Here is a 12,500-nt window from a genome sequence, read left to right as displayed (position 1 = left end):
ATTGAATTTTGAAGAATTTTGAACCGGCATCGTCAGGGTCCGGCTAAGGAACTCCCGACTTCGCTGTTCAAGGTACCTTGGAATCGACTCACGCCGACTCTCTTGAGGTACCGCTTAGAATTGACTGCGGTTTCCGCAATCTGTCTTCTTGGGCTTGCTATTTGGTTTTCAAAGACCGAGCCGCTTGTTGCTCTCGCGACTGTGTGCTACCGTCCGTCTACTTCTCGGCTGCATCCCCTTCAACTTCGGGGGAGGCATTCTTTATTTCGAAGCGTTTCCGCTGTCAAGCGACCGTTGTCGCTTCGCTTCACCGCTTCGCCTCGTTTGGAAGCAACATCTCGCCGGAGCGCTTTGTTTCTTCTCTTTCGAGGGGGCGCGGAACCTACTTCGTTTCCGCCTTCCCTGTCAACCGACTTCGTCGACTCCTTCTTTCCCGTCGATTCGACTCTGTCGCCTTCGCGACGTCGCCGTTTCGAGGGGAGGCGGCTTCTACCACCGCCGCGTCAGGTGTCAACTCCGCTCGTTGACTTCGTATTTCGTCTGTCACTTCGCCTCGTCCGAGAGACCCGTCGCCGTTGCGACTTCGCTTTCCCGTCCAAGGGGCGCGGCTTCTACCACCGCCGCGTTGGGAGTCAACCGCTCATTCGAGCCTGTTGATTCCGCCCGCCATCAGCTTTTCCAGCCGCACTGGCGAGGCTCCCAGTATTTATGACCGCCTTTGGGACTTGTCAACCTCATCGACCCGTCCCCTCCGGTTCCGACCACCGCCGCCCGCACCTTCTGCTGCGGCGGCACCAGCCTTCGGTCTTATTGAGTCTCAAAAGAACAAGGCTCACTTCGCTGAAGTGTCACCGGTGTGACACCGCGCCGTGAGGTGAGGCCGCTTATCCACCAAGTGATCGGGCGGCGCAAGCCATTTCCCCTGCGCCTTCTCGTGCACCCCACCCGGACTCCTGGTCCTAGCGGCGGCAACACCATTCAGCCAGGCCCATCAGCGCCCGAGTGTAGCGGCATTGGGGACAACCGCCTCGGGCACTCGGGCCATTCCCGCAGGTCAGCGCCCTGAATCCGGGGTCCCGGGCTTCTCTAGATGGAGGTTCGACAGATCCACCCGCCCTCGTCGGCAGCGCTCGGCAATGACCACCGAGTGCAGATCCTGATAGGCGCGTTCAATGTCGTCGTTCACGAGGATGTAGTCGTATGTCGCGATCCCTCGCTCGATCTCCGAGCGGGCTGCCAGCATCCGGCGCCGGATGGTCTCCTCCGCATCCGTCCCACGCTCGCGCAGGCGCCGTCCGAGTTCCTCCAATGAGGGAGGCAACACGAAGGCGAGCACCGTATCGGGATGCTTGCGCTTGATGGCATACCCGCCCTGCACGTCGATGTCGAAGATGGCCACGCCCCTCTTGGCGCGGGCCTCGTCCACCACCGCCTGGGAGCTGCCGTAGAAGTGGCCGTGAACTTCCGCCCACTCGACGAACTCGCCGCGATTGATTCGCTCCTGGAAGGAGGCGACATCCACGAAGTGGTAGTCCACCCCGTCCTGCTCCCGTCCTCGGGGCTGGCGGGTGGTGACACTGATGGAGAAGATGGCGTCTGGCAGCTCGGCGAGCAGGCGGCGCGCCAAGGTGGTCTTCCCCGTACCCGAGGGCGCGGAGAGGACGAGCAGGATGCCGGGCTGGAGGGGCGTGGACTCGTTCATTCGACGTTCTGGACCTGTTCGCGGATGCGCTCGACTTCTGCCTTCATCGACACCACTCGCGCGGAGATCTCCGCGTGCTGGCTCTTGGACCCCGTGGTGTTCACCTCGCGGTGCAGCTCCTGCACCAGGAAGTCCATGCGGCGGCCCGCCGGCTCGTTGCTCGCCATGAGCTGACGGAACTGCTCAAGGTGACTCGCCAACCGGGTCATCTCCTCGGCGATGTCCGTCCGCTCGGCGAAAACAGCCACCTCCTGGGCGAGACGTTGCTCGTCCACGGAGATGCCTCGCGCCAGCTCGGCTACCCGCTCGGCCAGCCGCTGGCGGTACTCGTCCACCGAGCGCGGCGCCAGTTCGGCCACCTCGCGGCTCCAGCGCTCGATGAGCCCGAGCCGTGACTCCAGATCGGCCTGGAGCGCCTCGCCCTCCACACGGCGCATCTGCTCCAGCGCGGTGAGCGCTTGGTCCAGCGCCGCCTGCGCGGCCTTCGTGGCGGACTCCACGTCCGTGCCCCGCTCCTCGAGCCGCATCACGCCTGGCTGGCTCGCGACCTGGGACCAGGACACCTCGGCATGGACGCCAAGGGCCTCGGCTACCTCGCGGAAGGCCCGTGCGTACTCGCGCGCCAGCGCCGCGTCCACCACCGGTACCGTCCCAGCGGCCGTCGCCGTCTGCCGTTTGATGAAGACCTCCACCGAGCCACGGGCGAGCCGGTCCTTCACCTGCTTCACCACCGCCGACTCGAGCGCCGCCAGCTCCCTCGGGAGCCGTGCCTTTACCTCACAAAACTTGTGGTTGAGCGAGCGCAGCTCGACGGAGAACTCCTCGTCCCCTACGCGCGCGCGTCCCGCTCCAAACCCGGTCATGCTCTTCAGCATTGGGCGGTTGCTAGGCGCTTCCGGCCAACAGGTCAAGTCACCGGCGCGGATCCTCTCTGCTATGGTCCGCCGCTCGATGGTCTGGCACAAGCGGCTCGAGTTGTGGGCGAAGTTGGCACTCGCCCTGGTGGCATCCGCCCTCCTCTGGCGTCCCGGTCGGCGACGGAGGGCGGGGCAGCCTCTCCCCTCCCCCCGGCGCGTCCTCCTGGTTCGTATCGACAACCGGGTGGGTGAGGCCCTGCTCACCACCCCCCTGCTGAGCACCCTCAAGGCCTCCCGGCAACCCCCCGAGGTCCACGTCCTCGTCCACTCCAAGGTGGCCCGCGTCCTCGCCGGTCACCCGGAGGCCGATCGGATCATCCCCTTCGACCGGCGGCTGCTGTGGCTCGGGCCCCTCGCCCCCGGCATCCGTGCCCTGCGCCGTGAGCACTATGACGTCGTCGTCGACTGCGCCAACTGGTCCACGCCCTCCGTCACCTCCGCCCTCATCTCCCGGCTCGTGGGGCCCCGCTCCGTCGTCATCGGCCCGCGCATGTGGCCCGTCCACTACCTCCACTCGCTGTCCGTCCCCGCTCGCTCCGATACGACCCACGAGGCGCTCCAGCGCGTCCACCTGCTCTCTCCCCTCGTGGACGGTGCTCCCCGTGGGGAGCTGTCCTTCCGCACTCCCAACCTGAGCGAGACGTTCCGGGCCTGGCTCGAGGCTGGGGCCCACACGCCTCGCGCCGTCATCAACCCCGGCGGTCGCCTCGGCTGGCGCCGGATTCCTCCCGAGGCCTTCGCCGCCGCCGCTCGCGCCCTGATCGCCTCCGGGCGTACCCCCATCGTCACCTGGGGTCCCGGGGAGGAGGAGCTCGCTCGGACCGTGGTGGCCGCAGCTCCCGGCGCACAGCTCGCTCCGCCCACCAACATCGATGAGCTCGCCGCCCTCATGCGCGCCTCCGGGCTCACCGTCTGCAACAACACCGGCCCCATGCACCTGTCCGTCGCCACCGGGGCCCCCACTCTGGGCCTCTTCCTCCGCATGGACATGGAGCGCTGGGGGCATGCCTACCCGCCCCACCGCATGGTGGACCTGACTCCCGTCGTCGATTCGGGTGGGGACCTCGAGGCCCGCGTCTTCGAGGAGGTACGCGCCTACGCCGAGAGTCTCTCGGCTCGGGCTTCAGCTCGCTGAGGTCGGCAGCGGGCGCGCTTCGCCGGGCAACAGCACGGGCACTCCGTCTTGGATGGGGTACGCGAGATGGCAGTGCGGGCAGTGCAGCTCGGGCGGGTTGTTGATGAGCGGCCCCTTGCACCGGGGGCACGCCAACGTCGACAGCAGCCACTCGGGAAGCTGCATGGGCGCGCCTCCTACTTCGTCTCGCGCCGCTCCGACTGCAGCCGCTGCGCGAGCTCCGTCGTGCTGTGGTTCTTCGGATCCCCCGCCACCGCCACCCGCCCTCCGTAGGCTCGCACCTCGTCCGCTTCCGGAATCGAATCCGGCGTGTAGTCCGTCCCCTTCACATGCACGTCCGGCTTCAACGCCCGGATGATGCTCCGCACGTTCAGCTCGTCGAAGACCAGCACCCGATCCGTACACGCCAGCGCTGCCACCATCTCCGCTCGCTCTCCCTCGGGGATGTGTGGCCGGCCCGGCCCCTTGTACGCCCTCGTGGACGCGTCCGAATTCACCGCCACCACCAGGCAGTCCGCCAGCTCCTTCGCCCCCTCCAGGTAGCGCACGTGCCCCACGTGGATGAGATCGAAGACCCCGTTCGCCAGGGCCACCGTCTTCCCCTCCGCCCTCCAGCGCTCGCGCTGCTCCACCACCTGCGCCAGCTTCTGCACCTTGGTCACCGTGCTCACCGCGCCCCCCTCAGCTCGCCCAGCAGCTCGTCCCGCGCCACCGTCGCCGTCCCCAGCTTCTGCACCGCCAGAGAACCCGCCACGTTCGCCAGCCTCGCCGCGTCCCCGAAGCTTCCCCCGGCCGCCAACCCCAGCGACAGCGCCGCGATCACCGTGTCCCCCGCCCCCGTCACGTCCACCGCCTCCTTCGCGCCATGCACCGGAATCATGTCCACCCCGCCCTCCGCGTCGAAGAGCGTCATCCCGTGCCGGCCCCGCGTCACCAGCAGCGCCTTGCACTCCATGCGGCGCACCATCTCGCGCCCCGCCTCCACCAGCTCAGCCTCCGTGCGCAACGGCCGCCCCACCAGCGCTTGCAGCTCCGGCTCGTTGGGCTTGCACACCGTCACCCCGGTGAAGCTCGACAGCGCGTAGCGGCTGTCCACGCACACCGGCAGCCCGTCGGCCGCCAGCTGGCGCAGGGCTTCGCGCATCTCGTCTCCCACCACGCCCGCGCCGTAGTCCGACACCACCACCGCGTCCGCGTCCTTCGCCGCCTCCTCCACCCGCCGCACCAGCATCCGTCGCAGCTTCGGCGGCAACGGGCCCCGCTGCCCCCGGTCCAGGCGCAACATCTGCTGCCGCGTCGTGTTCACCCCGCCCGCCAGGATGCGCGTCTTCGTCTCCGTCTCCACCCCTCGCGCGCTCGCCGCGCTGAGCTGGATTCCGGCCTCGTCGAACAGCTTCCGCAGCGCCCGCCCCATCTCGTCCGCGCCCAACACCCCCACCGCCGTCACCTGCCCCGACAGCGCTCGCACGTTCGCCGCGACGTTCGCCCCGCCTCCCAGCTTCACCTCGGAGGCCTCGTGACGGACGATCAGCACCGGGGCCTCGCGGCTCACCCGGTCCGTCTGACCGTAGATGTAGTGGTCGGCGACCAGATCCCCTACCAGCAGCACCCTTCGGCGCGCGAAAGCCAGTGGAAGCTGGGCCAGGGTGGGAATCGCTCGGACGGGCAGGACAGCGGCAGCCATGGCGGCGCGTTGTCCCACAGCAGCACCCCGTCGACAAGCCGACCTTTGTCTACCCGAGCCCGAGCGCCCGCCGGAGGTGCGACTCCCCCTCGAGCACCTCTACCCCCAACCGCACCGTCCAGGCCTCGAAGTCTCGGGGCAGGCGCACCAGGTCCTTCTCCGTCGTCACCACCCGCGCTCCCAGGCTCGCGGCCCGGGCGGCGACCTCCTGGAGTTCCCTCGCGCTGAAGAGGTGATGGTCCGGGAAGAAGGCCGTGCCCCTCACCTCCGTTCCCAGCTCCCCCAGCGTCCGCAGGAAGCCCCCCGGCCGAGCAAGCCCCGCGAGCGCCAGCACCGGTTGTCCGGACAGCGTCTCGGTGGGGTGCTCGGCTCCCACTGGATCCACCCAGGCCGTGGGCCGATAGCGCGTCCGCACCCGGGGCGCTGGCAGGGAAGGCAGCTCCGGCCCGGGCGTCGTCGCGGCTCGCACCCAGATGAGCGTGGCACGGCTGAGTGCGGACAGCGGCTCGCGCAGGGGGCCTCGCGGCAGCATCCGGCCATTGCCGAAGCCCACCGCCTCATCCACCACCACCACATCCTCGTCCCTCGCCAGCTTCCGGTGCTGGAAGCCGTCGTCGAGCAGCACCACATTCAGGCCGAACTCGTCCCTCGCCCGGCGCGCCAACAGTCGCCGGTCCGCTCCCACCAGTAGCCTCGCCTCGGGACAGCGGCGTGCCAGCAGCAGCGGCTCGTCCCCCGCCTCCTCCACCGAGGGCAACGGCCCCTTCCCCGTGAAGGTCACCGGCTCCTTCGTGCCTCGCCCGTATCCCCTCGTGAGGATGCCTACCTTCCTCCCCTCCCTCACCAGCAGCTCCGCCAGGTACAGCACCGCCGGCGTCTTCCCCGTCCCTCCCACGTTCAGGTTGCCCACCGAGATGACTCGCAGCCCCTCCACCCGCTCGCCTCGCAGGACTCCCGCGTCATAGAGCGCCCCTCGGAGCCGCACCCCCGCCCCATAACCCCAGGCCGCCACCTCCAGGGGGGCCAGCAGCGCCCGCTGTCCCCACCGCTCCGGCCTCTCCGGGTAGAACACCCGCTCGATGGCCGTCGGAGCCTCCTGCCTCGGGGCCGGGGCACTCACCGTTCCGTCCTCGCCTGCTCGTACAGCGCGAGCACGTCCTCGGCGATCCTCGCGTTGCTCGGGTGCGCCACCAGGGCCCTCGCTCCCGACTCGGAGGCGGTCGCCACCGCCTCGGGTGTCGGCTCCTCCACCAGCACATCCGCCAGCGCTGGCAGGTTGCCCTCTCCCACCGCCACCACGCGCACCCCGCACGCCCTCGCCTGCGCCGCCGCCCTCGCGCTCCAGTCGTTGCCCAGGCCGAGCACCCACACCTCGTCCAGTGCTTGGAGCCAGCGCACGAAGGCCTCGCCCTGCTGGTACCCCGCGAAGGTGACCGACTCCTCCAGGCCCAGGCTCCGCACCTGCTGGCGCACCGGCTCCACCCGCTCTCCGTCTCCCACCAACACCAACCGCGCTCCGGCTTGCGTCCGGCGCAGCCTCGCGAACGCCTCCACCCCCAGCGTGTGCCGCCGCGAGGCCTGGAACGTCGACACCATTCCCACCAGTGGCGCGCCCGTCAGCCCCAGCTCCCGCCTCAGCGCCTCCCGGTCCCCCGCGGGCCGGAACCTCGGGTCCACCAGAGGTGGCAACACCCGCACCCGACGGCCCAACAGCCGGGTGATCACCGACGACGCCGGCACCGTGTACGCATCCGCGGAGGGCAAGGAGGCTCGCAGCGATCTCGGCGCATGCACCGAGCGGATCAGCACCGCCCCTCGCGGCCTCCCCCACCTCGCCACCAAGTGGTCGTGCGTGAAGTGCGAGTGCACCACGTCCACACTCCGCGCCCGCAGTCTGCGCAAGTCCCTCCACACCACCCACGGCGGAGACTTCACCGACAGCTCCAACCCTCCCACGTCCAGCAAACCCAGCGCCTCGAAACGCGGCACCGCCGGCTCCTCCGCCGCCACCTCCGTCCGGCGCCGGTCCACCGCCACCGTCACCTCGTGCCCCGCCTCGCGCTGCGCCAGCGCCAGCAGCGCCACGTTCTCCGCCGGGCCGCTCCAGAAGGGACTGGCGAGCAGGTGCACAATCCTCATGGGGTGAGCACTCGCGCCATGTGCTCCACGTTGCGCTGGCTCGCTCCGGAGATCTGCCCCACCGTCGCCCTCGCCAGCTCCCCCAGCGACGTCAACGTCTCCGGCTTCGCCAGCAGCTCCGACAGCACCCGGTACAGGTGCTCCGCGTCGTTCACCTGGATGCCTCCCCTCCCCACCAGCACCTGCACGCTGTCCCGGAAGTTCTCCATGTGCGGACCGAACAGCACCGGCTTCCCCTGCCCCGCGGGCTCCAGGATGTTCTGCCCTCCGCGCTTCGTGAACGAGCCCCCCACGAACACCAGCGTCGCCAAGCGGTACGCCCTCGACAGCTCGCCAATCGTGTCCAGCACCACCACCCGCGCCCCCTCTGGATTGCCCTGCGAGCGCAGTCCCACGCCCAGACCCTGCTCCTTCGCCAGCGCGACGATCCTCGCCGCCCGCTCGATGTACCGCGGAGCGATCACCAACCGCAGTTCCGGGTGCTCCTCCAACAACCGGCGGTAGACCCCCAGGAGGTGCTCCTCCTCGCCCTCGTGCGTACTGCCGGCGATCCACACCCGATCCCCCACTTTCAGCCCCAACGCGCTCCGCAGCGCCTCGTCCTCCTGCCCCGCCGCGGCCGCCGCCAAGGCGTCGAACTTCGTGTTCCCCGTCATGAACACCCGCTCGCGCGGCGCCCCCAGCCCCAACACCCGCTCAGCCTCGTCCTCCCCTCGCATCAGGAACAGATCCATCCGCCGCAGCGGGTTGCCGATGAGCGAGAACAACAGTCGGTACTTCCCCTGGTGCGCCGGCGAGAAGCGCCCGTTCGTCAGCGCCACGCGCACTCCCGCCCCGCTCGCCGCATGGATGAGGTTGGGCCAGATCTCCGTGTACTCGAGCACCAGCAGGTCCGGCTGGATGGCCCGCACCGCCCGGCGCGTGGCACCCCACAGGTCGTACGGCGCGTACACCACCGCGTCCACGTGCTTCGCCAGCCGCTCGCGCCCCATCATGTAGCCCGAGTTCGTCATCGTGGAGAGGACGATCCGGCACCCGGGGAAGCGCTCGCGCAGCGGGCCGAACATCGGCGAGAGCGCCAGCAGATCTCCCGCGCTCGCCCCGTGCAGCCAGAGCGTCGGGCCCGGCCCTCGCGGCGGCAGCTCTCCCTCCGCGTAGAAACCGAGCCGCTGCCGCAGCCCGTGCCGCGTCTTGCGGTGCAGCGACAGCACCGGGAAGAGCACGGCGAAGAGCAGATAGCTGGCGAGGACGTAGAGGAGGCGCATGGACCGGGCCGCCCTCTACCAGATGCCGACGCTCCCGGCAGCACACGCCACGACTCCCTCCCACCCTCACCCGCACAAACCCTACAACGTCGCTTTTTCTTGCTTTCTGTGAAAACACAAAAGACGGAATTTGTCCGTATTCCTTGAAATTGTCGGACTCATTTGGCACACTGCTTCCCGTCTCTGAGGCACAGAGAACAGGACAGGAGGCAGCACAGTGGAGAATCGAATCCGCGGAGTCATTGGAGTGGCGGCGCTGTCGATGATGATGAGCGCCTGCACCGAGGGCAGCACGCCCGCAGGTGACAAGCCGCAAGGCATCCGGACGCTGGCGTCCGCTCTTGGCAACACCGTCGTGGACGCGGACGAGGCCGGCGTTGCCCGGTTCATCGCCGGAGATCTGGGCTCCCTGCCCGAGGCCACCTCCGCCGAGGCCGCGCTCTCCGCGGACCTCTCCCCCGTCCTGGCGAGCATCGCGCCCCAGTTCCGGCTGGATGCGGCCAACCTGACCCTCAAGCGCGCCTACACGGACGCGCAGGGAGACCTCCACTACCGCTACGCCGTGCGCCACAACGGGCGGGCCATCCTCGGCGGCGAGCTGCTCCTGCACGCTCGCGGCGGGAAGATCTTCGCGGCCAACACCAACGTTCGCAGCGACCTGAAGGGCCCCGAGAAGGCGACCGTGGCCCCCGAGGCCGCGCTCTCCGCGGCGGAGCAGGACCGCGAGGCGCCCCAGTCGGCCCGCGTCGCGGGCGAGCCGGAGCTCGTCTACTACCGCGCTGGCGAGAAGCTCCTCCTGGTGTACGAGGTCCGTCAGTCCGGTGAGCAGGCCGACGGCACCCCGGTGGACGACTCGGTGCTGGTGAACGCCGAGGACGGCTCGGTCGTCGAGCGCATCCCGCACATCCACACCGCCCTCGACCGCAAGGTGTACGACGGCAAGACGCTCACCACGCTGCCGGGCACCCTGGCCCGCCTCGAGGGCAGCGCGCCCGTGGCCGACCCGGTCATCAACACCAGCTACGACCACCTCGGCACCGTCTACAACTGCTACCAGAGCCTGTTCGGCCGCGACTCCATCAACAACGGGGGCGCCACGCTCATCAGCACGGTGCACCACCGCGTCAAGTACGTGAACGCCTTCTGGAACGGCACCCAGATGGTGTACGGCGACGGCGACAACGTCACCGCCTCCAACCTGGCCAACTCGCTGGACGTCACCGCCCACGAGCTGACCCACGCCGTGACCGACTACGAGTCGGACCTCATCTACTCGGGTGAGTCCGGCGGCCTCAACGAGTCCATGTCCGACATCTTCGGCGCCGTGTGCGAGTGGTACGGCGACGGTAAGGTCGTCAGCCCGAAGCTCTGGCTCATCGGTGACGACGTGTGGACGCCGGCCACCCCGGGCGACGCCCTGCGCTACATGGCCCGTCCGACCCAGGACGGCGTGTCGCTGGACTACTTCCCCGACTACGCCTCCGGCGTGGACGTGCACTACAGCTCGGGCATCTCCAACCTCGCCTTCTACCTGCTGAGCGAGGGCGGCACGCACCCGCGCGCCAAGACGAGCACGGTCGTGGCGGGCATCGGCATCGAGAAGGCCGCGCGCATCTTCTACAAGGCCAACGTCGACCTGATGACGCCGAGCACCACGTTCGAGCAGGCGAAGATCGCCACCGAGCAGGCCGCGCAGCAGCTCGGCTACGACGCGGCCACCATCGCCTCCGTCTCCAACGCCTGGAAGGCCGTGGGCGTGGGCGTGCCCGTCCCCCCTCCGGTCAACGTCCCGGTCGAGAAGAACACGCCGGTGTCCAATGTCTCCGGTGCCCGCGGCTCCAAGCAGTACTTCAGCTTCAAGGTGCCCGAGGGTGCGTATGACCTGACGGTCTCCATCGCTGGTGGCACGGGCGACGCGGACATGTACGTGCGCTTCGGCAACGCGCCGACCACCACGCAGTACGACTGCCGTCCCTACAAGTCCGGCAACGCCGAGTCGTGCACCTTCGCCGCTCCGGCTCAGGGCACCTGGTACGCGATGCTCAACGGCTTCAGCGCCTACTCGGGCGTGACGTTCTCGGTGACCTGGAAGGGCGGCTACGTCCCCATCGAGGGCGGCGTGCAGCTCGACGGCCTCTCCGGTGTGCCGGGCTCGGATCAGGTGTACAAGCTCGTGGTTCCCGCCCGCGCTGGCGGCGACACCAACAACGTCCACGTGCGCGTCTTCAACGGCACGGGCAACGCCGACATCTACGTGCAGCAGGGCTCGGCTCCGTCCCTGTTCGAGTACGAGTGCCGCAGCGTGAAGGAGGGCAACACCGAGGGCTGCAACCTCAACAACGTGCGCCCCGGCACCTACTACATCAAGGTGTTCGGCGCGAAGGGCGGCTACCAGAACCTCTCCCTGGTCGGCACCCACGACTGAGACTCACCCTCGGGTGACCTGGGGCTCCGCGCCGATGCTGGACAGCGCGGCGCTCCCAACCTGATGGGGCAGTGACAAGGACGGCTGCTCTCGCGAACGCGGGGGCGGCCGTTCGCCTTTGCGGGGCACGGCTCAGCGGCCCTCGTTGCGCCTCGGCAGCACCCGCACCGGGCTCGGGACGAGCCACGGCTTCCACTCCGAGCCGAAGAAGCGCCCCGGCGCGCGGACCCACGCCTCCACCTGCACCGCCCCCTCCTCCACCAGCTCCACCGTCCTGCCATCCGCGCCCAGCCGTCCCGCGCCTCGCACCTCGAGGCGCACCACGTCCTCGGCATACGGCGGCAGGCGCACGGTGAGCACGTCGCCCACGTGGGCCTCCCGGCGCTCCGCGTCCAGGCCCTCCAGCACGAAGCCCTCGGGCTCGCCCAGTGCCCGGAAGGCACAGAGGGCCCGGCCACTGGCGAGTCCCTTCACCACCCGCTCGGCGGCGGCCCGTGGATCCTCCGGCAGCGTCTCCGGGCCCACTCCCTCCACGGGCGGCAGGTACATCGCCAGCGCCTGGAAGACGTCCTCATAAGGTGGCAGCCCGTGCGCGTCATGCGAGCACAGGGCTACCCGCGGCTTCTCCCGCGCGAGCTCCAACAGCCGCGCCGTGGCCTCGGGTTGCGGCTCGACGAGCAGCATCACCCCATGCAGCGGCTGGCCGAAGAAGGCGCCCACCGCGGGCAGCAACCGACGGAATGGGTGGCGCAGCGCGTCCCGGAAGAACGTGTCCGCCGAGTAGAGCTCGAAGCCGTCCGCCCGCCGCGTGGCCTCGGGGTGGCGCCAGGGGTTGCGCTCCTGCACCGGGTGGGCGAGCACGCTCACCCCTCCCGCCTTCTCCACCGCTGCCTCGGCCTCGCCTCCGTCCATCCACGGACGAAAGCCCTCCAGCGGGCGCTGCATGCCAAAAGCCACCAGGTGGCCATGGTCCGTCGAGAGCTCCACGCCCGGCACCAGTAGCACCCCGTCCACATAGGCCGGCTCGCGAGGGGAGTCATTGTGGTCCGTGAGCACCACGAAGCGCAGGCCCGCCGCCCTCGCCGCCGCGGCCACCTCCTCCACCGTGCCCCGCCCGTCCGAGCCCGTGGTGTGCACGTGGAAGGCCCCACGCACCCACCCGAGGGCGTCCGCGCGAGTCGGTATCACCGGGTACTCGGCATACGTGGCCGACAGGGTGAAGAACCCCGCCAC

Annotated in this window: 11 protein-coding genes and 1 rRNA gene (1 of these 12 running past the window's edge); 2 read left to right on the top strand and 10 right to left on the bottom strand. The window is 69.4% G+C overall.

Annotation, left to right across the window (positions count from 1 at the left end; all coding sequences use genetic code 11):
• The 3 genes from VF697_RS07585 to VF697_RS07575 all read right to left on the bottom strand — a co-directional run.
• A 16S ribosomal RNA gene (locus VF697_RS07585) occupies positions 1 to 4 on the bottom strand (it extends 1,532 nt beyond the left edge of the window).
• 1,050 nt (positions 5 to 1,054) lie between these two features.
• Positions 1,055 to 1,702: a guanylate kinase gene (gene gmk / locus VF697_RS07580; protein WP_331092826.1), complete on the bottom strand. Its 648-nt coding sequence runs from the start codon at positions 1,700 to 1,702 to the stop codon at positions 1,055 to 1,057.
• Positions 1,699 to 2,577: a YicC/YloC family endoribonuclease gene (locus tag VF697_RS07575; RefSeq protein ID WP_331092825.1), complete on the bottom strand. Its 879-nt coding sequence runs from the start codon at positions 2,575 to 2,577 to the stop codon at positions 1,699 to 1,701. The genes gmk and VF697_RS07575 overlap by 4 nt, the downstream gene beginning before the upstream one ends.
• Before the next feature lie 76 nt (positions 2,578 to 2,653).
• Between VF697_RS07575 and VF697_RS07570 the strand changes: the two genes are divergently transcribed.
• Positions 2,654 to 3,754 carry a glycosyltransferase family 9 protein gene (locus VF697_RS07570; protein WP_331092827.1) on the top strand — a complete coding sequence of 367 codons (1,101 nt, stop codon included), beginning with the start codon at positions 2,654 to 2,656 and terminating at the stop codon, positions 3,752 to 3,754.
• Here VF697_RS07570 and VF697_RS07565 read toward each other — a convergent pair.
• From VF697_RS07565 to VF697_RS07540, 6 genes are read right to left on the bottom strand one after another with little or no spacing between them, the layout of a single operon-like run.
• The gene (locus VF697_RS07565) at positions 3,743 to 3,919 is read right to left on the bottom strand and encodes a Trm112 family protein (RefSeq protein WP_331092824.1); all 177 of its coding nucleotides are present in this window, start codon (positions 3,917 to 3,919) and stop codon (positions 3,743 to 3,745) included. The genes VF697_RS07570 and VF697_RS07565 overlap by 12 nt on opposite strands.
• An 11-nt stretch (positions 3,920 to 3,930) precedes the next feature.
• Positions 3,931 to 4,425, bottom strand: a complete 495-nt coding sequence (locus tag VF697_RS07560; RefSeq protein WP_331092823.1) for an adenylyltransferase/cytidyltransferase family protein — start codon at positions 4,423 to 4,425, stop codon at positions 3,931 to 3,933.
• A complete protein-coding gene (locus VF697_RS07555; protein WP_331092822.1) occupies positions 4,422 to 5,438 on the bottom strand; it encodes a bifunctional ADP-heptose synthase in 1,017 nt (338 codons plus the stop codon). Before VF697_RS07555 ends, VF697_RS07560 begins: the two co-directional genes overlap by 4 nt.
• Before the next feature lie 49 nt (positions 5,439 to 5,487).
• Positions 5,488 to 6,558, bottom strand: a complete 1,071-nt coding sequence (lpxK, locus tag VF697_RS07550; protein WP_331092821.1) for a tetraacyldisaccharide 4'-kinase — start codon at positions 6,556 to 6,558, stop codon at positions 5,488 to 5,490.
• A complete protein-coding gene (locus VF697_RS07545) occupies positions 6,555 to 7,577 on the bottom strand; it encodes a glycosyltransferase (RefSeq protein ID WP_331092820.1) in 1,023 nt (340 codons plus the stop codon). The genes lpxK and VF697_RS07545 overlap by 4 nt, the downstream gene beginning before the upstream one ends.
• A complete protein-coding gene (locus VF697_RS07540) occupies positions 7,574 to 8,842 on the bottom strand; it encodes a 3-deoxy-D-manno-octulosonic acid transferase (protein ID WP_331092819.1) in 1,269 nt (422 codons plus the stop codon). Before VF697_RS07540 ends, VF697_RS07545 begins: the two co-directional genes overlap by 4 nt.
• Before the next feature lie 262 nt (positions 8,843 to 9,104).
• Here VF697_RS07540 and VF697_RS07535 point away from each other — a divergent pair, with 262 nt between their 5' ends.
• A complete protein-coding gene (locus tag VF697_RS07535) occupies positions 9,105 to 11,267 on the top strand; it encodes a M4 family metallopeptidase (RefSeq protein WP_414641256.1) in 2,163 nt (720 codons plus the stop codon).
• Positions 11,268 to 11,399: 132 nt separating this feature from the next.
• Here the strand turns inward: VF697_RS07535 and VF697_RS07530 are convergent, their stop codons facing one another.
• The gene (locus VF697_RS07530) at positions 11,400 to 12,500 is read right to left on the bottom strand and encodes a PHP domain-containing protein (protein WP_331092817.1); all 1,101 of its coding nucleotides are present in this window, start codon (positions 12,498 to 12,500) and stop codon (positions 11,400 to 11,402) included.

Source organism: Archangium sp., from assembly GCF_036388035.1.
In the GTDB taxonomy this organism is placed as follows: domain Bacteria; phylum Myxococcota; class Myxococcia; order Myxococcales; family Myxococcaceae; genus Archangium.
Note: the sequence above shows the minus strand (reverse complement) of the source record. Positions and strands in the feature narration are given on the sequence as shown.

What these genes read in the sequence shown, in the direction of transcription:
- gmk (WP_331092826.1), bottom strand. Translation starts at nt 1,702, where the DNA reads ATGAACGAGTCCACGCCCCTCCAGCCCGGCATCCTGCTCGTCCTCTCC.
- VF697_RS07575 (WP_331092825.1), bottom strand. Translation starts at nt 2,577, where the DNA reads ATGCTGAAGAGCATGACCGGGTTTGGAGCGGGACGCGCGCGCGTAGGG.
- VF697_RS07570 (WP_331092827.1), top strand. Translation starts at nt 2,654, where the DNA reads ATGGTCTGGCACAAGCGGCTCGAGTTGTGGGCGAAGTTGGCACTCGCC.
- VF697_RS07565 (WP_331092824.1), bottom strand. Translation starts at nt 3,919, where the DNA reads ATGCAGCTTCCCGAGTGGCTGCTGTCGACGTTGGCGTGCCCCCGGTGC.
- VF697_RS07555 (WP_331092822.1), bottom strand. Translation starts at nt 5,438, where the DNA reads ATGGCTGCCGCTGTCCTGCCCGTCCGAGCGATTCCCACCCTGGCCCAG.
- VF697_RS07545 (WP_331092820.1), bottom strand. Translation starts at nt 7,577, where the DNA reads ATGAGGATTGTGCACCTGCTCGCCAGTCCCTTCTGGAGCGGCCCGGCG.
- VF697_RS07540 (WP_331092819.1), bottom strand. Translation starts at nt 8,842, where the DNA reads ATGCGCCTCCTCTACGTCCTCGCCAGCTATCTGCTCTTCGCCGTGCTC.
- VF697_RS07535 (WP_414641256.1), top strand. Translation starts at nt 9,105, where the DNA reads ATGATGATGAGCGCCTGCACCGAGGGCAGCACGCCCGCAGGTGACAAG.